The 18,787-nt window shown below is 68.6% G+C and carries 18 protein-coding genes; 4 read left to right on the top strand and 14 right to left on the bottom strand.

Annotated elements, in window-relative coordinates; translation table 11 throughout:
* Positions 1-4: 4 nt before the first annotated feature.
* The 5 genes from AB0D18_RS29480 to AB0D18_RS29460 all read right to left on the bottom strand — a co-directional run bounded on the left by AB0D18_RS29480 (position 5) and on the right by AB0D18_RS29460 (position 5,430).
* Positions 5-961 carry a WYL domain-containing protein gene (locus tag AB0D18_RS29480; RefSeq protein WP_362425090.1) on the bottom strand — a complete coding sequence of 319 codons (957 nt, stop codon included), beginning with the start codon at positions 959-961 and terminating at the stop codon, positions 5-7.
* Between the two features lie 200 nt (positions 962-1,161).
* The gene (locus AB0D18_RS29475) at positions 1,162-1,536 is read right to left on the bottom strand and encodes an FKBP-type peptidyl-prolyl cis-trans isomerase (RefSeq protein WP_362425087.1); all 375 of its coding nucleotides are present in this window, start codon (positions 1,534-1,536) and stop codon (positions 1,162-1,164) included.
* A gap of 44 nt (positions 1,537-1,580) precedes the next feature.
* Positions 1,581-2,603 (bottom strand): FKBP-type peptidyl-prolyl cis-trans isomerase, encoded by a 1,023-nt coding sequence (locus AB0D18_RS29470; protein ID WP_362425084.1) that lies wholly within the window; start codon positions 2,601-2,603, stop codon positions 1,581-1,583.
* A 175-nt stretch (positions 2,604-2,778) separates the two neighbouring features.
* Complete coding sequence (gene pafA, locus AB0D18_RS29465; protein ID WP_362425082.1) at positions 2,779-4,140, bottom strand: Pup--protein ligase; 1,362 nt, start codon at positions 4,138-4,140, stop codon at positions 2,779-2,781.
* A 9-nt stretch (positions 4,141-4,149) separates the two neighbouring features.
* Positions 4,150-5,430 carry an MFS transporter gene (locus AB0D18_RS29460; protein WP_362425079.1) on the bottom strand — a complete coding sequence of 427 codons (1,281 nt, stop codon included), beginning with the start codon at positions 5,428-5,430 and terminating at the stop codon, positions 4,150-4,152.
* A gap of 135 nt (positions 5,431-5,565) precedes the next feature.
* On the opposite strand from AB0D18_RS29460, the gene AB0D18_RS29455 reads away from it, so the two are divergent.
* Positions 5,566-6,627 (top strand): LacI family DNA-binding transcriptional regulator, encoded by a 1,062-nt coding sequence (locus tag AB0D18_RS29455; protein WP_362425076.1) that lies wholly within the window; start codon positions 5,566-5,568, stop codon positions 6,625-6,627.
* 95 nt (positions 6,628-6,722) lie between these two features.
* Here the strand turns inward: AB0D18_RS29455 and prcA are convergent, their stop codons facing one another.
* The 6 genes from prcA to arc form a co-directional block, all read right to left on the bottom strand.
* Complete coding sequence (gene prcA, locus AB0D18_RS29450; RefSeq protein ID WP_362425073.1) at positions 6,723-7,472, bottom strand: proteasome subunit alpha; 750 nt, start codon at positions 7,470-7,472, stop codon at positions 6,723-6,725.
* A gap of 99 nt (positions 7,473-7,571) precedes the next feature.
* A complete protein-coding gene (gene prcB, locus AB0D18_RS29445) occupies positions 7,572-8,417 on the bottom strand; it encodes a proteasome subunit beta (protein ID WP_362425070.1) in 846 nt (281 codons plus the stop codon).
* Positions 8,369-8,962, bottom strand: coding sequence for an endonuclease VII domain-containing protein (locus AB0D18_RS29440; protein WP_362425067.1), 594 nt, complete (start codon positions 8,960-8,962; stop codon positions 8,369-8,371). Before AB0D18_RS29440 ends, prcB begins: the two co-directional genes overlap by 49 nt.
* A 3-nt stretch (positions 8,963-8,965) precedes the next feature.
* Entirely contained in the window at positions 8,966-9,184 is a 219-nt protein-coding gene (locus AB0D18_RS29435) for a ubiquitin-like protein Pup (RefSeq protein WP_362425064.1), read from the bottom strand.
* Positions 9,185-9,282: 98 nt separating this feature from the next.
* Positions 9,283-10,794 (bottom strand): depupylase/deamidase Dop, encoded by a 1,512-nt coding sequence (dop, locus tag AB0D18_RS29430; protein ID WP_362425061.1) that lies wholly within the window; start codon positions 10,792-10,794, stop codon positions 9,283-9,285.
* Between the two features lie 274 nt (positions 10,795-11,068).
* Positions 11,069-12,835, bottom strand: a complete 1,767-nt coding sequence (gene arc / locus AB0D18_RS29425) for a proteasome ATPase (protein WP_362425058.1) — start codon at positions 12,833-12,835, stop codon at positions 11,069-11,071.
* 242 nt (positions 12,836-13,077) lie between these two features.
* Between arc and AB0D18_RS29420 the strand changes: the two genes are divergently transcribed.
* Positions 13,078-13,398: a ferredoxin gene (locus AB0D18_RS29420; protein ID WP_362425055.1), complete on the top strand. Its 321-nt coding sequence runs from the start codon at positions 13,078-13,080 to the stop codon at positions 13,396-13,398.
* A gap of 33 nt (positions 13,399-13,431) precedes the next feature.
* Here the strand turns inward: AB0D18_RS29420 and AB0D18_RS29415 are convergent, their stop codons facing one another.
* The 3 genes from AB0D18_RS29415 to AB0D18_RS29405 all read right to left on the bottom strand — a co-directional run bounded on the left by AB0D18_RS29415 (position 13,432) and on the right by AB0D18_RS29405 (position 16,795).
* Positions 13,432-13,998, bottom strand: a complete 567-nt coding sequence (locus AB0D18_RS29415) for a hypothetical protein (protein WP_362425053.1) — start codon at positions 13,996-13,998, stop codon at positions 13,432-13,434.
* Positions 13,999-14,462: 464 nt separating this feature from the next.
* Positions 14,463-15,371, bottom strand: a complete 909-nt coding sequence (locus AB0D18_RS29410; protein ID WP_362425050.1) for a tRNA (adenine-N1)-methyltransferase — start codon at positions 15,369-15,371, stop codon at positions 14,463-14,465.
* A gap of 59 nt (positions 15,372-15,430) precedes the next feature.
* Positions 15,431-16,795: a site-2 protease family protein gene (locus tag AB0D18_RS29405; RefSeq protein ID WP_362425047.1), complete on the bottom strand. Its 1,365-nt coding sequence runs from the start codon at positions 16,793-16,795 to the stop codon at positions 15,431-15,433.
* A gap of 151 nt (positions 16,796-16,946) precedes the next feature.
* Here AB0D18_RS29405 and AB0D18_RS29400 point away from each other — a divergent pair, with 151 nt between their 5' ends.
* Both AB0D18_RS29400 and AB0D18_RS29395 read left to right on the top strand, forming a co-directional pair.
* Positions 16,947-17,828 carry a PD-(D/E)XK nuclease family protein gene (locus AB0D18_RS29400; RefSeq protein ID WP_362425044.1) on the top strand — a complete coding sequence of 294 codons (882 nt, stop codon included), beginning with the start codon at positions 16,947-16,949 and terminating at the stop codon, positions 17,826-17,828.
* A gap of 65 nt (positions 17,829-17,893) precedes the next feature.
* Positions 17,894-18,571 (top strand): response regulator transcription factor, encoded by a 678-nt coding sequence (locus AB0D18_RS29395; protein ID WP_362425041.1) that lies wholly within the window; start codon positions 17,894-17,896, stop codon positions 18,569-18,571.
* Positions 18,572-18,787 lie beyond the last annotated feature (216 nt).

Raw genomic sequence — 18,787 nt, 5'->3', positions numbered from 1 at the left:
CCCCTCAGCCCTTGGCCACGGCGCGCAGCCGGTCCACGACGTCCGCCCGCAGATCAGCGGGCTCCAGCACGACCACGTCCGGGCCGAATTCAACGAGCCAGGCATCAAGACCGTGCCCGTACGGAATCGCCAACTCGTCCCACCCGTCGCCCAGTTCACGCACCGCACTCGCCCGCGAGCGCAGCGGGTACCCCGACCCCGACCGCAGCCTGATCAGCGCACTGCGGGTCGCGGTCTCCCCCGCCCAGCTCTCCACAGTCTCCCGTACGGTCACCACGTCCGGCACCTCAGCGGTGAAGGCCCCCGCCCGCGAACGCACCTTGCCCGTGATCCGCGACAGCCTGAAGACCCGCTCCGCACCCCGGTCACGGTCCCAGCCCGCCAGGTACCAGTGACCGCGCCAGCACTCCAGCGTCCACGGCTCCACATGCCGGGTCTCCGGCCGGGCGGCGGTCGCCTTGCGGTAGTCGAACACGACAGGACGGCGGTCCCGGCAGGCCAGCATCAACGGCTCGAACGCCGCCTCGTGCACCGGAATCCGCGGCTCCAGCGCACTGTGCTGCGTCGCGTACGGATCGTCCGCCTCCGGCATCCCCGCCGCACGCAGCTTCTGCAGCGCACCACTGGCCGCTCCCGCGAGCCGGGCCTGCTGCCACACCTTCGCCGCCAGCCCCAGCGCGGCGGCCTCCTCCGCGTCGAGCGTGATGGCGGGCAGCCGGTTGCTGTCCCGGCGGGCCAGATAACCGACCTCGCCGTCCAGGTTCTCCACGGTCTCGATGACCAGACCCAGTTCGCGCAGATCGTCCTTGTCGCGCTCGAACATCCGGTTGAAGGACTCCTCGTTGCCCGCCTCCAGGTAGGCCTCGATGGACTCCTTCAACTCACGCTTGCTGAGCGGGCGCCGGGTACCCAACAGGCACAGCGCCAGGTTCATCAAACGCTCGGCCTTGGCAATCGCCATCGACGCCCTCTCTCCCGAAGTGCACCGTGAACCGTCCCGGCGCTACGACCGTCGACCGTACCGCCCCGGGGTGTCGCGGCAAAAGCCGAGAGCAAAAGCCGAAGGCCCCCGCCGGTCAGGCAGGGGCCCTCGAACCGCACACGCACGACGCGTCCGCGTACCGCTGTCGCGTACGTGCGACCAGCCGTCACGTACTGCGATCAGACGGAAACCAGATCGCAGACGAAGATCAGCGTCTCGCCCGGAGCGATCACACCGCCGCCGGCGCCACGGTCGCCGTACGCCAGGTGCGCCGGGATGGTCAGCCGGCGACGGCCGCCGACCTTCATGCCCTGCACGCCCTGGTCCCAGCCCGCGATGACCTGACCGGCACCGAGCTGGAACTCCAGCGGGTTGCCACGGTTCCACGAGGCGTCGAACTCCTCGCCGGTGGAGAAGGCCACACCGACGTAGTGGACCTTCACGTAGTCGCCGGCCTTGGCAACAGCGCCGTCGCCCTCCCAGACGTCCTTGATCTCAAGGACCTCCGGGGCGTCACCCTCGGGAAAGTCGATCTCGGGCTTCTCGATGCTCACTGCTCTGCTCCTACTTCGTACCTGTCGGGACAACCGGGACAGTCTTACATTGCCGCCAGGATGTCCACCACGAAGACCAGCGTGGAGTTGGCCGGCATGGTCTCCCCCTTGGCCTCCTTGCCGTACGCCTTCTCCGGCGGGATCACCAGCAGAACGCGGCTGCCGACCTTCTTGCCGACCAGACCCTCGTCCCAGCCCGGGATGACCTGACCCGCACCGATCGGGGTGACGAACGGCGCACCGGTCTTCCAGCTGGCGTCGAAGAGCTCCGCCTTCGGCTTGCCCTCGTTCAGCTTCCAGGCCGCACCGCTGTACTGCATGTACACGGTCTGGCCCTTCTTCACCTCCGCGCCGTCACCCTCGATCAGCGTGTCCGCGACCAGCTTCTTCGGCGGGTCGTTCTTCGGAATCGTGATCGTGGCGGCCTCTTCCTTCTCCGCCTGGATCTTCGGCATGTCGGCGGCGGTGTCCTTCTGCTTCCCCTCCGCCTTCTTGGGGATGATCTTCTGGACGTCCAGCACGAAGACCAGGTTGTCCTTCGGACCGACCTTCATCTCCGGCTTGCCCTGCGGACCCCAGGCAGCGGCCGGCGGAGCCACGACCAGCACCCGGCTGCCCACCTTCTGACCCAGCACACCCTGCGCGAACGCCGGAATGACCGTCGGCGAACCCGCCGCGATCACCTGCGGCGGCGCGGCCTTCTCCCCGTACGAACCACCCAGCGACTGGGCACCCTTCCAGATCCTGGCCTCGTAACCGGCCATCACGAGGTCGCCCTTCTTGACCTCGGGGCCGTCCCCCTCCGAAACCGTCTTCACGACGAACTTCCCGCTCGGCTCGCCCTTGGGAATGGTGAGCTGGGGCTGCTTGCCCGTCTCGCCCTTCACCGTCGGCATCGGCGCCGCGTCAGTGACCGGCTTGGGAGCCTCGGGCTGCTTCTGCTGCTCCGCCGCCTTGTCGGGGGACGACGACGAACTCTTCCCGTCCGTCGGTTCCTTGTCACCGCCCCCGCAGGCAGTCAGCGCCAGGGCCGGAACGATCAGGAAGGCTGCAAGTCGGCGTCGCACAGGTGTCCTCGGGGTTGCTGGGACTGGTCAGTGGCCGCCACTCTACGGCCCGGCCCACCCAGGACGGCGGAGGGCATGCACAGGGCCCCGCAGACGAATGTCTGCGGGGCCCCGGAGTGAAAACACTCACCGCCCACCCGCCGGAAAGCCCGAACGGCTGCCCGGCAGGCGACGGCTACATGCCCGCGATCAGCTTCTCCACCCGGTCGTCCACCGACCGGAACGGGTCCTTGCACAGCACGGTGCGCTGCGCCTGGTCGTTGAGCTTCAGATGCACCCAGTCGACGGTGAAGTCCCGCCGCTGCTCCTGCGCCCGCCGGATGAAGTCCCCGCGCAGCCGCGCCCTGGTCGTCTGCGGAGGCACCGACTTGCCCTCGAAGATCTTCAGGTCGTTGCAGATCCGGGCCGCCTGGCCCTTCCTCTCCAACAGGTAGTACAGACCCCGGCGCCGGTGGATGTCGTGGTAGGCGAGGTCTATCTGCGCGACCCTCGGGTGCGACATGGGCATGTTGTGCTTCGCCCGGTACCGCTCGATCAGCTTGTACTTCATGACCCAGTCGATCTCGGTGTCGATCCGGTCCAGGTCCTCCGCCTCGATCGCGTCGAGGGTGCGGCCCCACAGCTCCAGCACCTTCGCCACATTGCCCTCACGGATCCCGCGGCGGTCCACGAAGTCCACGGCCTTCTCGTAGTACTCGCGCTGCACCTCCAGCGCGGACGCCTCCCGCCCACTGGCGAGACGCACCTTGCGCTGACCCGTGATGTCGTGACTGACCTCACGGATCGCCCGGATCGGGTTCTCCAGCGTCAGGTCCCGCATCACCGTGCCCGCCTCGATCATGCGCAGTACGAGATCGGTGGCACCGACCTTCAGCAGCATGGTCGTCTCGGACATGTTCGAGTCGCCCACGATCACGTGCAGACGGCGGTAGCGCTCCGCGTCCGCATGCGGCTCGTCGCGGGTGTTGATGATCGGCCGGGACCGGGTCGTCGCGGAACTGACGCCCTCCCAGATGTGCTCGGCACGCTGGCTCACGCAATACACCGCACCGCGCGGCGTCTGCAGCACCTTTCCCGCACCGCACAGCAACTGGCGCGTCACCAGGAACGGAATGAGGATGTCCGCGAGCCGCGAGAACTCACCGTGACGGGCCACCAGGTAATTCTCGTGGCAGCCGTAGGAGTTCCCGGCGGAATCGGTGTTGTTCTTGAACAGATAGACGTCGCCCGCGATTCCCTCCTCGTGCAGGCGGCGTTCGGCGTCGACGAGCAGGCCTTCGAGAATGCGCTCGCCGGCCTTGTCGTGGGTGACCAGCTCGGTCAGGTTGTCGCACTCGGGAGTTGCGTATTCCGGATGCGAACCCACGTCGAGGTACAGGCGGGCGCCGTTCCGCAGGAAGACGTTGCTGCTGCGGCCCCATGACACAACACGGCGGAAGAGGTAGCGCGCCACTTCGTCAGGAGACAGTCGGCGCTGTCCCCTGAACGTGCACGTGACGCCGTACTCGTTCTCCAGCCCGAAAATGCGGCGGTCCATGTCTGAACATTACGCCTGATGGCCTGTGCTGAAACCGGGTTCGACGGGACCGATTCGATCATTTTCAAAAGCCCCGGTGATGTTTACGCCGCCCTCGGCCACCGGGCCGTCAGCCGGAGGAACCGTCAGCACCCGGCGCGTCGCCAGCAGAACCAGCAGCGCCAGCACCCCGCCGACCGCCGCCACCGCGAAACTCGCCGCCGTACCCCCCAGCTCCACCGCGGGCCCCGCCGCACCCGTACCGACCGCCGAACCCACCCCGAACGTCGTCACCAGCCAGGAGAACGCCTCCGTCACCGTCCCGCGCGGCGCATGACGGTCCACCACGATGAACGCACACGCCAACGCCGGCGCCAGGAACACCCCCGCCACCCCCGCCAGCACCGACATCGCCACGATCCCCGGCGTCAGCATCAACGGCAGATAACCGGCCGCCAGCAGCGCCACGATCACCCGCAGCCGCGGCTCCGGAGCCCCCGCCCACTGCCGCGCCCCGTACACCAGACCGCCCACCAGCGCACCGAGCCCCAGCGCCGCCATCAGCACCCCGTACACCCACGGCTTCCCGTGGTCGTCGCCGTACGCCACCCCCGCCACCGTGATCGACCCCAGCGCCACCCCGACGAAGAAGAACGACCCCAGCAGCGCCAGCAGACCCGGCGAGCGCAGCGCCCCCAGCCAGTGCGCCTCGCGCGGCGCCGAGCGCCACGTGCGCGACGGCTCCGACACCACGACCGACAGCGCACCCAGCACACCGATCCCGTTGATCACCAGCAGCGCGGCCGCCGGGGACCACAGCGACACCAGCAGCGTCACCAGCAACGGCCCCACCGTGAACATGATCTCCTGGGCGACCGCATCCATCGCGTACGCCCGGTGCACCTTGTCCCCGTCCCCCAGCACACTCGGCCACAGCGCCCGCAGCCCGCCCTCCAGCGGCGGCGTGAAGAGACCCGCGACCACCACCGCCGCGTACGCGAGCACCGGGTGGTCGATGCCGGACAGACAGAGCAGCAGCACACCCAGCGCCGACACGAACGCCGCCGGAAACTGCACCCTCGGCTGCCCCCGCAGGTCCACCGCCCGCCCGAGCAGCGGCTGCCCGACCGCGTTCGCCACCCCGTACACCGCCGCCAGCGCACCGCCCAGGGTGTAGCTCCCGCCCTCGGCGCGGACGAACAGCATGATCGCGATCGGCGCCGTCGCATTGGGCAGCCGCCCCACCAGCGTCCCGGCCAGCAGGCGCGCGGCATGCCGCGTCCCGAGCAGTTCGGCGTATCCCGCGGCCATCTGTTCCGCCCTTCTCCCCGGGCGCCGCCCGCGCGCACACCCAGGTTTTACGTATAACGTCCGACGTCATACGTACCATGTGCACACGCCAGAGGTCCACCTCCGGCCCCGGCCCAGGCACGTACGGAGAATCCGGTGACCACCCCCGCCCACCCCGCCCGCACCACCCCCACCAGCCGGGACGTCGCCCGAGCAGCAGGCGTCTCCCAGGCCACCGTCTCCCTCGTTCTCGGCGACAAGTGGCAGGGCCGCGTCTCCGAGCGCACCGCCGGACTCGTCCGCACCACCGCCGCCGGCCTCGGCTACCGCCCCAACCAGGCCGCCCGCAGCCTCCGCCTCGGCCGCACCCGCACCGCCCTCCTCGTCGTCCCCGCCCTCACCAACGAATTCTTCGCCCGCGTCTACGCCGGAGCCGCCGCCACCGCCGCCGAACACGGCTTCGGCGTGGTCCTCTATCCCTCCCCCGACGGCACAGGACCCGCCCGCGACCCCTTCGCCTCCGCCCGCACCGCCCTCGACGGCGTCATCGCCTCCTCCATGGCCACCGGCGCCCTCGGCGCACTCCGCAGCGCGGGCCTCCCCCTCGTCATGCTCGACAGCGACCCCGGCGACCCCGATGACACCGACGCCCCGGACCCCCGCCCCGGGGGCGCCGCCGCACACGTCAACCTCGCCATCGCCGACGGCATGCACCAGGTCGCCGCGCACCTCCTCGGCCTCGGCCACCGCCGCTTCGTCCACCTCGCCTCGGCCGTCGACTCCTGGACCTTCGACGTACGCGCCCGCGCACTCACCGAAGCCCTCGCCTCGGCTCCCGACGCATCGGTGCGCACCGTGCGGGCCGCCCTCGACGTCCACAGCGCCCGCGAGGCCGCCACCCGCACCCTCACCGACTCCCGCACCCGTCCCACCGCACTGATCTGCGACGACGACATCCTCGCCGCCGGCGCCTGCAAGGCCCTGCACCGCCTAGGACTGCGCGTCCCCCACGACGTCTCCGTCACCGGCTTCGACGACCTCGCCCTCGCCACCGCCCTCGAACCCGAGCTGACGACCGTACGGCTCCCCGCCGAACAGGTCGGAAGACGCGGCATGGCCGCCCTCCTCGCCGTACTGGAAGACCGCACCCCGGACAGCACCGAACTCCCCGTCGAACTGGTCGTACGCGGCACCACGGCACCCCCTCCTGCCCGCTGAGCCCCCGCCCCGGCCTTCTCCCACACCCCCCCCGGACACACGGGTGGCCCCGGACCGCACTCGCGATCCGGGGCCACCCGCGGGCTCTCGGGGAACTACTCCTCCTCGGTGTCCGAAGGCACCTCGGTCGGCGCCGACGCATCACCGTCGGCCTCCAGCAGACGCGACAACTGCCGCCCCACGATCCGCTTGAACTTCCGCTGCTGCGGCCGCGTACGGTCCAGCACGGCCACTTCGAGCCGCTCCGCCGGAATCTCCCGCTCCGTACCATTGGTGTCCCGCGACAGCGCCTGCACGGCAAGCTTCAGTGCCTCCGCCAGACCCATGTCGTCACGGTGCCGCTGATCCAGATAGCTGCTGATCTGCTCGGCATTGCCACCGACCGCGACCGAACCGTGCTCGTCCACGATCGACCCGTCGTGCGGCAACCGGTAGATCTGGTCACCCTCCGGCTCGGTACCGACCTCGGCGACCACCAGCTCCACCTCGTACGGCTTCTCCGCATTGCTGGAGAAGATCGAACCGAGCGACTGGGCATACACATTCGCCAGCCCACGCGCCGTCACATCGCCACGGTCGTAGGTGTACCCGCGCAGATCGGCGTACCTGACGCCACCGATCCGCAGATTCTCGTACTCGTTGTACTTACCGGCGGCCGCGAAGCCGATCCGGTCGTAGATCTCGCTGAACTTGTGCAGCGCACGGGACGGGTTCTCGCCGACGAAGACAATGCCGTCGGCAAACTGCAGCACCACAAGGCTGCGTCCACGGGCGATGCCCTTCCGGGCGTATTCCGCCCGGTCGGCCATGGCCTGCTGGGGTGAGACATAGAACGGCGTCGACACCGGCTATCCGTCCCTTTCTGTCAGAGGCAAAACCATCGAAGAAGCTGAAGATGCTGAACGAGCCGAAGAAGCCCGGGAATTCACGCGGAACCCCGCAACTCAGAGAAGCGCGGCCCGCGGACCGTCGGGCTGCTCCAGACGCTTCGCCAGAACCGTCCGAGCCAGCTCGGCGGACTCCTCGTCCGTCAACCGCCGGAAACCGTCCTCCGTGATGACGGTGACGATCGGATAGATGCGCCGCGCCACATCGGGCCCGCCGGTCGCCGAATCGTCGTCGGCGGCGTCGTAGAGCGCCTGAATGACCAGCGTGGTGGTCTCCTGCTCCGTCAGATCCTTCCGGAACAGCTTCTTCATCGAGCCGCGCGCGAACACGGAACCCGACCCGGTGGCCGCGAACCCGAGTTCTTCCGAGCGGCCGCCCGTGACGTCGTACGAGAAGATCCTGCCCTTCTCGCGGTCGACGTCGTAACCGGCGAAGAGCGGCACAACTGCCAGCCCCTGCATGGCCATTCCGAGATTCGACCGGATCATCGTCGAGAGGCGGTTCGCCTTGCCCTCGAACGAGAGCTGAGCGCCTTCCACCTTCTCGAAGTGCTCCAGCTCCAGCTGGAAGAGCTTCACCATCTCGACGGCCAGACCGGCCGTGCCCGCGATCCCGACCGCCGAGTACTCGTCGGCCGGGAAGACCTTCTCGATGTCGCGCTGGGCGATCATGTTCCCCATGGTCGCGCGACGGTCGCCGGCGAGGACGACTCCGCCGGGGAACGAGGCGGCCACGATGGTCGTCCCGTGCGGCGCTTCGACGACGCCCTGCACGGGCGGCAGCACCCGGTTGCCGGGGAGCATCTCGGGCGAGTGCTCACCGAGGAAGTCCATGAACGAGGACGACCCGGGCGTCAGGAAGGCAGCTGGTAGACGCCCGGTGCTACGAGTGTTGGCTTCCACGCGTTTCCCTCCAGGTATGCGATGGCCCGACGCAAGGAGTCGGGATCGTCTCCCAACTGGCCGATGGCCGCATTGCAGTTGAAGCACAGTACGCCTCGGACCCTACCCGTCTCGTGGCAGTGATCCACATGCACGGCGGGAGCCTTCAGGCAGATCGTGCAGACCCCCGCTTGGGAGGCGACCATTTCGTCGCGTTGGGCGAGGGTGAGGCCGTAGGAGCGTTTCAAATGGCTGGCACGACCCTCCACGGCGCGGCATACCTTGCAACGCGACGACAGCCCGTCAGGGGCGGTGACGTTCCGATCCCATTCGGAGTGGGGTTTCACCACTCCACAACGTCGGCAGATTTTGTGCCCCGCAGGCACCTCCACCTTTTCCCGAACGGATTTCCCTCTGGCCTCCTGGCGTTGCCGGTAATATTCCGCTGCACATTCCCGGCAGGACGTCTGGAGGCCATCATTCCGCGACCTGTTGGCCGCGAATGCCGTCAGGGGCAAACATCGCTGACAGGTGGAACATTTCTTTCCGTCAAGCGAATCGGACATTCCTCACTGTCCACCCTTTTGCACAAATCCCCGAACAAACTCCTCTGCGTTCTCTTCCAAGACATCATCGATTTCGTCGAGAACAGAGTCCACGTCGTCCGAAAGCTTTTCCTGCCGTTCCTTGAGGTCTTCCGAGCCCTGCGCCTCCGCAGTCTGCTCTTCGGTCTCCTCGGTGGAACGCGTCGCCTTCTGCTGTCCGCCGCCGGTGTCCTTGCTCGCCATCTCTACCTCACCCCGCTCGATTGGATGCTTTGATCAGACCCTATAACCGGGGTCCGACATTCGCTCCGTACTTCTGTGATTCCCACTCACGGCGCATTTCAGCCGCCCGAGAGCACCCGGACCAGTTCGTCCGCCGTGCGGCACCGGTCCAGCAGCTCCTTGACGTGGTTCCTGGTGCCTCGCAGCGGCTCCAGCGTCGGTACCCGCTGGAGCGAGTCCCGACCCGGCAAGTCGAAGATCACGGAGTCCCAGGAGGCCGCCGCGACGTCGTCCGCGTACTGCTCCAGGCAGCGGCCGCGGAAGTACGCCCTGGTGTCCTCCGGAGGCTTGGTCTCGGCCCGCTCGACCGCGCTCTCGTCCAGCAGCCGCTTCATCTTTCCCCGGGCCGCCAGACGGTTGTAGAGCCCCTTGCCGGGCCGTACGTCCGCGTACTGGAGGTCGACCAGGTGGAGCCTGGGTGCGTCCCATTCGAGGTTGTCGCGGCGGCGGTAGCCCTCCAGGAGCTCCCGCTTGGCGATCCAGTCCAGTTCCCCGGACAGGCTCATCGGGTCGTTCTCCAGGCGGTTCAGCACGTCCTCCCACCGAGTGAGGACGTCCTTGGTCTGGTCGTCGGCGTCGGCCCCGTACCGGTCCTCGACGTACTTCCTGGCCAGCTCGAAGTACTCCATCTGCAGCTGCACCGCGGTCAGTGACCGGCCGCTGCGCAGCGTGACCAGATGCTGCAGGGAGGGGTCGTGGGAGACCTGGTGCAGGGTGCGCACCGGCTGGTCCACGGCGAGGTCGACGTTGATGAAGCCGTCCTCGATCATGGACAGCACGAGGGCGGTCGTCCCCAGCTTCAGGTACGTCGAGATCTCGGAGAGGTTCGCGTCGCCGATGATCACGTGCAGGCGGCGGTACTTCTCGGCGTCGGAGTGGGGTTCGTCGCGGGTGTTGATGATGGGGCGCTTGAGGGTGGTCTCCAGGCCGACTTCCACCTCGAAGTAGTCGGCGCGCTGGCTGATCTGGAAGCCGTGTTCGTGTCCGTCCTGGCCGATGCCGACGCGGCCGGCGCCGGTGAAGACCTGGCGGGAGACGAAGAACGGGGTGAGGTGGCGCACGATGTCCGAGAAGGGGGTCTCCCGCTTCATCAGGTAGTTCTCGTGCGTGCCGTAGGAGGCGCCCTTGTTGTCGGTGTTGTTCTTGTAGAGCAGGATCGGCTGGGCGCCGGGGAGCTGGGCGGCGCGTTCCGCCGCTTCGGCCATGATGCGTTCGCCGGCCTTGTCCCAGAGGACGGCGTCCATGGGGTTGGTGATTTCCGGGGAGCTGTACTCGGGGTGCGCGTGGTCGACGTAGAGCCTGGCGCCGTTCGTCAGGATGACGTTGGCCAGGCCGATGTCCTCGTCGGTGAGCTGGCTGGAGTCGGCTGCTTCGCGGGCGAGGTCGAAGCCCCGTGCGTCCCTGAGCGGGTTCTCTTCCTCGAAGTCCCAGCGGGCGCGGCGCGCCCGGTGCATCGCCGCCGCGTAGGCGTTGACGATCTGGGACGAGGTGAGCATGGCATTGGCGTTGGGGTGCCCGGGGACGGAGATTCCGTATTCCGTCTCGATGCCCATTACTCGCCGTACGGTCATGCGGCCCTCCTTGCCCGGCGCTGCCCCTGTCCTGGGGCGGCGCTCAAGTACCGCTGGATTTCGGGTGCGTGTGCGGTGCCCGTCCCCGCACTGTGCGTCCGGCGGTGGCGGTAGGGAAGAGCCTAGAACGCCTTTGCGCTGGTGGGGAGATCAATACCGTCATTGCTGTGTTGTGGCTGGTTGTGCGGTGGTTTCCTGCTGTGTTTGGGGTGGAATGCAGTCGGCTGCGGATACCGGGCGGGGTGTCCGCAGGTATCCGCAGCCGGGCTGTGTTCTACAGGTACTGGCCGGTGTTGGCCACCGTGTCGATGGAGCGTCCGGTGTCTGCGCCCTGCTTTCCGGTGACGAGGGTGCGGATGAAGACGATCCGCTCGCCCTTCTTGCCGGAGATGCGGGCCCAGTCGTCGGGGTTGGTGGTGTTGGGCAGGTCCTCGTTCTCCTTGAACTCGTCCACGCAGGCCTGGAGGAGGTGCGCGACCCGCAGGCCCTTCTGGTTGTGGTCGAGGAAGGCCTTGATCGCCATTTTCTTGGCCCGGTCGACGATGTTCTGGATCATCGCGCCGGAGTTGAAGTCCTTGAAGTAGAGGACTTCCTTGTCGCCGTTGGCGTACGTGACTTCCAGGAAGCGGTTCTCCTCGGATTCCGCGTACATCTGCTCGACGACGGACTGGATCATGCCGTGTACTGCGGCGTCCTTGGAGCCGGTGTGCTCGGCGAGGTCGTCGGAGTGCAGTGGCAGGGTTGCCTTGAGGTACTTCGCGAAGATGTCCTTGGCCGCTTCCGCGTCCGGGCGTTCGATCTTGATTTTGACGTCGAGTCGTCCGGGTCGGAGGATCGCGGGGTCGATCATGTCTTCGCGGTTGGAGGCGCCGATGACGATGACGTTCTCCAGGCCTTCCACGCCGTCGATCTCGGCGAGCAGCTGGGGGACGATGGTGTTTTCCACGTCCGAGCTGACGCCGGATCCGCGGGTGCGGAAGAGGGACTCCATCTCGTCGAAGAAGACGATGACGGGGGTGCCTTCGCTCGCCTTTTCGCGGGCACGCTGGAAGACCAGGCGGATGTGGCGCTCGGTCTCGCCGACGTACTTGTTGAGGAGTTCGGGTCCCTTGATGTTGAGGAAGTACGACTTTCCGGCGGGCTGGCCGGTGACTTCGGCGACCTTCTTGGCAAGGGAGTTGGCGACTGCCTTGGCGATGAGGGTCTTGCCGCAGCCTGGTGGGCCGTAGAGCAGGATGCCCTTGGGGGGTCGCAGTTCGTGCTCTTTGAAGAGGTCGGGGTAGAGGTAGGGGAGTTCGACTGCGTCGCGGATCAGCTCGATCTGGTTGCCCAGGCCGCCGATCTTCTCGTAGTCGACGTCCGGGACCTCTTCGAGGACGAGTTCCTCGACCTCGCTCTTCGGGATGACTTCGTAGACGTAGCCGGACCTGGGTTCCAGCAGCAGGGCGTCGCCGGGGCGGATGGTGACGTCCAGCAGCGGCTCGGCGAGCCTGACCACCCGTTCCTCGTCGGTGTGCCCGGTGACCAGGGCGCGTTCGCCGTCCTCAAGGATTTCCTTGAGGGTGACGATGTCCCCGGCGCGCTCGAACTCCATGGCTTCGACCACGTTGAGTGCTTCGTTGAGCATTACTTCCTGGCCGCGTCGGAGCTCTTCGAGCTCGACGCCTGGGCTGACGTTCACCCGGAGCTTGCGGCCCCCGGTGAAGATGTCGGCCGTGCCGTCCTCGATGGCCTCCAGGAACACACCGAAGCCGGCCGGCGGCTGTGCGAGCCGGTCCACTTCTTCTTTGAGGGCCACGATCTGGTCGCGGGCCTCGCGGAGTGTGTTGGCGAGCCGCTCGTTCTGGGCGGACACGCCTGCCAGGTTGGTCTGCAGCTCGACGATCCGCTCTTCGAGAATCCTCGTATGACGCGGAGAGTCGGCGAGCTTGCGTCGCAGGACGGCGATTTCCTGCTCTAGATAGGCAACCTGTCCGGCGGGGTCCTCGGACCCTCGCGCGGGCCGGATGCCGCGGTTGATGTCGTCGTCGTGGGCTGCCACGGTCCTCACCTCCTCCAAGGGGAGCTGGACGCTTCCTGACCCTACCTGGGTGGGTGCTGGTTGAAACCCCTAGATCAAAAACCGATCGAGGAGTGTCTGATCTTCACCCTTGCGTACTCCCTCACACTGGGGGGATACCCACCCAGCAACATCGGAAAGCGGGCGGTTGTATCGTCGAAGTGTTCAACACCCGTCAGGGCTGGCTTCAATTGGTGCATACCGCGCAGGGAACGGCAGGAGATATGACCGTGCAGGAAGAGGCTCCCACCGCAGACGGTGCCCAGGTCGGGGACCCTCTTGAGGTGTGGATCGACCAGGACCTCTGCACCGGCGACGGGATCTGTGCGCAGTACGCGCCCGAGGTCTTCGAGCTCGACATCGACGGACTGGCGTACGTGAAGAGCGGCGACGACGAGCTGCTTCAGGCCCCTGGGGCCACGACGCCGGTGCCGCTGACTCTGTTGAACGATGTCGTGGACTCGGCGAAGGAGTGCCCGGGCGACTGTATTCATGTACGTCGCGTTTCGGACAGGGTCGAGGTGTACGGGCCGGAAGCGGAGTAGTTCCTTCCGGCCCGGGTCCTTCCCGGGCCCGGGTCAGACGCCTCGGGCGTCGGTGGTGGCGGAGCGGGTGAACTTCCCGTTCCGCCACTGCCATTTGATCTTCTGTTTCGTGTCCGGGCAGCAGCGGGCGACGGTCTCGGACGAGTAGCCGAGGAGGGTCGCGGTGACGGTGTCGCCTGTGATCGCGAGGTCGGTGGCGTTCTGCTGTTCGGCGGGGTCCAGGAGGGTCGCGACGACGCGGTGCGGTGCGGTGAGTACGTAGATTCCGCTGGGGGGCGTGCCGAATCCGCTCTCGCAGCGGACGACGGCGACGGTTTCGGGATGGTGGTCCCCGTCGAGGTCGCCGGAGGCGTGTTTGACGACGGCGGGTTTGCCGCCGCGGCATTTCAGGGGGTACGTGGCGGCTGCCGCGCCGGGGGCGGGGCGGGCGGCCGCCGGGCCGCCGGGTGCGTTCTGCACCGCGGCCTTGGAGGCGGTGGCCGCTGCGGGCTGGAGCAGTCCTGCCAGGGCGACGACCGCGGCCGTCGCGGCGGCGGTGGCCAGCCAGTGCACCGCGCGGGGCCGGGTGTGTGCGAGGTCCGGGAGCGCGGGGGTCTGCACGCGGGGTGTCTCCTGTGGGGCTGTGCCGGGAGGGGCGCCGGCGACGGGAGGGAGGCTGGCATCGTGCCACACGGGGCGGGCGGGGCGGAACGCCGGGGTGCGGGCCCGCGGGCAAAGTCTTGGTACGGGGGCCTCGCGCGGGGCTGCGGGCGGAGCCTTCGTGCAGCGGGGCTGCGTGCGGAGGCCTTGTCGTACGGGGGCCGCGGGCAGGGACCTCGTCGCACGGGGGCCGCGGGCAGGGACCTCGTCGCACGGGGGCCGCGGGCGGAGGTCTCGTACCGGGGCTGCGGGCGGAGGTCTCGTACCGAGGCCTGGCGTACGGAGGCCTCGTACCGGGCCTGGCGTACGGAAGCCTCTCGCGGGGGGCTGCGTGTGAGGGCGGGGCAACTGGAAGGCGCCGCCGTCCAGTTCTCGTGTCGGTCCGGGAACTGGACGGCGGCGCCGGTCTGTTGGGGCGGCGGGCGTCAGGCCTGCTGGCTGCTGCCGCGCTCCTTGTTGGGGCCCTCGTAGTCGTCGCCGTAGGCGCCCTTGGAGGGGCGGCGGCGGCGCATGGGGGGCTCGACGCCGTCGGCGAGGCGGCGCGCGGTGACGAGGAAGCCGGTGTGGCCGATCATGCGGTGGTCCGGGCGGACGGCGAGGCCTTCGACGTGCCAGTTGCGGACCATCGACTCCCACGGCTGGGGTTCGGCGAAGCAGCCGATCTCGCGGATGGACTCGACGGTCCTGGCGAGCTGCGTGGTGGTGGCGACGTACGCGCACATGATGCCGCCGGGGACGAGCGCCTTGGAGACGGCTTCGAGGGTTTCCCAGGGGGCGAGCATGTCGAGTACGACGCGGTCGACCTCGGTGTCGGACAGGTTGTCCTGGAGGTCGCCGACGGTGAGGGTCCACGCGGGGTGGGGGCCGCCGAAGTAGCGCTCGACGTTGCCCTGCGCAATGTCCGCGAAGTCCTGGCGGCGCTCGTAGGAGTGCAGCATTCCGTGGTCGCCGATGGCGCGGAGGAGGAAGGCGCTGAGGGCGCCGGAGCCCACTCCGGCTTCGACGACGCGGGCGCCGGCGAAGATATCGGCGAAGGCCAGGATCTGCCCCGCGTCCTTGGGGTAGACCACGGCTGCGCCGCGGGGCATGGACAGGACGTAGTCGGGGAGCAGGGGGCGGAGTGCCAGGTAGGCGACGTTCCCCGTGGTACGGACAACACTGCCCTCGGACGCCCCGATCAGCTCGTCGTGCGAGAAGGCACCCTTGTGGGTGTGGAACTGCTTCCCGGCTTCGAGCGTGAACGTGTAGTGGCGGCCCTTGGGGTCAGTCAGCTGGACCTGGTCCCCGACCTTGAAGGGCCCGCGTCGGCGGGCGGCACCGGTCGGTTCGGACATGTGACCAGCCTACCGGCTGTTTGACCGGCCTTACGCCGCGTCCCCGTTCGGTGCGGGCGTCACTGCGGGCGGGCCATGGCCTTGACGAAGGCGCGCTCGACGTCGGCGGTGGAGAGGACTCCGTAGATCTCGCCGGTTTCCTCGACGACGAGGTACTCGGTCGCGGGGTTGGCGCGGAGCCGGTCGAGGAGGGCTTCGCCGGCGAGTTCGGCCGGGACGCGCAGGCGGTCGGTGAGGTCCTGGGCGAGGCCGCTGACGGCGACCCAGGGGCGGCGGTGTTCGGGGACGGCGCCGATGGCTGCTTCGCGGACGACTGCGGTGGGCTCGCCCTGTCCGTCGACGACGACGAGGGCGCGGGCGCCTGCTTCGTTGGCGCGGCGCAGTGCCTCGGAGAGGGGGGTGGCGGATTCGACGGGGACGGCGCGCCGGGTGAGGGCGCGGGCGCGCAGGTCGGGGAGGTGTTCGCGGAGGCGGGCCATGCGGAGGCTGTTTCCGGCGCCGGTCCAGATGATGGCGGCGAGGACCGCGGCGAGGATCGCGTCGAGGACGGTATCCATGCCGGTGATGTCCTGGGTGCGGTTGCCGAGGGCGCCGGTGTGGGTGAGGAGGGGGAGGCCGATGAGTACGGCGACGGCGAGGGCGCGGCCGATCCAGGCGGCGGCGACGGTGCCGGTCATGGGGTTGCCGGTGATTTTCCAGACGACGGCGCGGAGCATGCGGCCGCCGTCGAGCGGGAGTCCGGGGAGGAGGTTGAAGGCGGCGACGATGAGGTTGGAGATCATCAGGCCGGCCAGCAGGACGCCGGGGACGGTGCTCGCTTCGACGAGGTCCATCGCGAGGTAGAAGATGCCGGCGAGGGCCAGGGAGAGGAGGGGGCCGACGAAGGCGAGGACGAATTCGCGGCCGGGGGTCTCGGTCTCCTTCTCGATTTCGGAGACGCCGCCGAAGAACTGGAGCTGGATGCGCCGGACGGGGAGTTTGAAGCGGAGGGCGGCGACGGTGTGGGCGAGTTCGTGGACGAGTACGGAGGCGTAGAAGGCGACCGCGAAGAAGAGAGAGACGAGGTAGCGGGCGGCGCCGAGTTCGGGCAGGACGAGGTCGAGCTGGCCGCCGAAGACCCAGGTGATGAGGGCGGCGACGACGAACCAGCTGGGGGCGACGTAGACGGGCACGCCGAAGGGGCGGCCCATGAGGAGGCCGCCGCCCGGCTCGCCGGGCCGTCCGGGGCCGCCCTTGCCCGGGTTGCCGCTGGTGCCGGTGGTGCCACCAGTGCCGCCAGTGGTGCCGGTGCCAGTGGTGCCGCCTGTGGTGCTGTCGGTGGTGTTCGTGCTGTCGTCCGTGGTGTCTGTGGCGTCGGTGCCGGGCTTGGGGCGTCCGTTGTCGCCGCTCTCGTCCACGGTGTCCCTTCGTTGGTGCTGCTTCATTGCGCCGGTGGAACATCGTACGGAAAACGTTCGTAAATCCTCTGTCTCCCTGATGCCGTTGTGCGGGGCATTGCCCCGATCATGCAGTGCGGGAGGGTCTGCCGTCGATGGTAGGGGGGCGTTGTCAGTGGCGGGCCGTAGGGTCGGAGTCATGAATACGAGTTCCGGTCCGGCGGTCGCGGCGAGGCGGCCCACTTCGTTGTCGCCCTCGCGGGCGAGCGATTTCATGCAGTGCCCGCTGCTGTATCGGTTCCGGGTGATCGACAAGCTGCCGGAGAAGCCGAGTGAGGCGGCTACCCGCGGGACGCTGGTGCATGCCGTCCTTGAGCGGCTGTTCGACGATCCGGCGGTGGAGCGGACGGCTCCGAAGGCGCGGGCGATGGTGCCGGGGCAGTGGGACCGGCTGCTGGAGTCGAAGCCGGAGCTGTCCGGGCTGTTCGCGGAGGATGCCGGGGGCGAGCGGCTGTCGCGGTGGCTGGGGCAGGCGGAGGACCTGGTCGAGAAGTGGTTCACGCTGGAGGATCCGACGCGGTTGGAGCCTGCGGAGCGGGAGCTGTTCGTCGAGACGGAGCTGGAGTCGGGGCTGCGGCTGCGCGGGGTGATCGACCGGGTGGACGTGGCGCCGTCGGGCGAGGTGCGGATCGTCGACTACAAGACGGGGAAGGCGCCGCGTCCGGAGTATGCGGAGGGTGCGCTGTTCCAGATGAAGTTCTACGCGCTGGTGATCTGGCGGTGGAAGCGGATCGTGCCGCGCAGGCTTCAGCTGGTGTATCTGGGCAGCGGCGACGTGATGACGTACGACCCGAACGAGCTGGATCTGGAGCGGATGGAGCGGAAGCTGCATGCGCTGTGGGAGGCGATCAAGGAGGCGACGGAGACGGGTGAGTGGCGTCCCCGTCCGACGAAGCTGTGCGGCTGGTGCGACCACCGGGCGGTGTGTCCGGAGTTCGGCGGGACGCCGCCGGTCTACCCGTTGGAGATCCGTCCGCGGGAGGCGTCGGAGGCTTCGGCGGCGTCGGAGGCTTCGGAGTAGGGCAGGGGGCCGTGGGCCCGGGTGGCGGGCAGGGCAGAATGGGGCCGTCTAGCGAAGGAGTACCTGTGGCTATCCGCGTCCTACTGGTCGACGACCAGCCTCTGCTGCGTACCGGTTTCCGGATGATTCTGGAGGCCGAGCAGGATCTTGCGGTCGTCGGTGAGGCCGGGGACGGTCTGCAGGCGCTCGATCAGGTGCGGGCGTTGCAGCCCGATGTGGTGCTGATGGACATCCGGATGCCGCGGATGGACGGTGTCGAGGCGACCCGGCAGATCACGGGTCCGGGCCGGGACGGTCCGGCGAAGGTGCTGGTGCTGACCACGTTCGACCTGGACGAGTACGTGGTGGAGGCGCTGCGGGCGGGGGCGAGCGGGTTCCTGCTGAAGGATGCGCCGGCGCACGAGCTGGTGCAGGCGATCCGGGTGGTGGCGGCGGGTGAGGCGATGCTGGCGCCGAGCATCACGCGTCGGCTGCTGGACAAGTACGCGGATCATCTGCCGACCGGCGAGGACGAGGTGCCGGACACTCTGCACACGCTGACGGAGCGTGAGGTGGAGGTGCTGAAGCTGGTGGCGCGCGGTCTGTCGAACGCGGAGATCGCGGCGGACCTGTTCGTGAGCGAGACGACGGTGAAGACGCATGTCGGGCACGTGCTGACGAAGCTGGGGCTGCGCGACCGGGTGCAGGCGGCGGTGTATGCGTACGAGAGCGGTCTGGTGCGGCCCGGCGCGGGCGGCAGCTAGCGTCTGCGGTCCGGGCACAGGGGTCCGCGCGCAGGGGTCCGGGCGCAGGGCGGGCGCCCGTCGTGCGGAGCGCATACCCGTCCTCCGGAGCACGTAGCGGAAGGGCCCCCGCCGGATATTCTCCGGACGCTGTTGGCGAATGTGGGCCCTGTGTTTCGCCCCACCGGATTTATCCGGTGGGGCGAAGTGCTGCCAGAGGGCTGGTTCGGGTGCGGG

This window comes from Streptomyces sp. NPDC048442 (assembly GCF_040651475.1).
Classification (GTDB): Bacteria; Actinomycetota; Actinomycetes; order Streptomycetales; family Streptomycetaceae; genus Streptomyces.
Note: the sequence above shows the minus strand (reverse complement) of the source record. Positions and strands in the feature narration are given on the sequence as shown.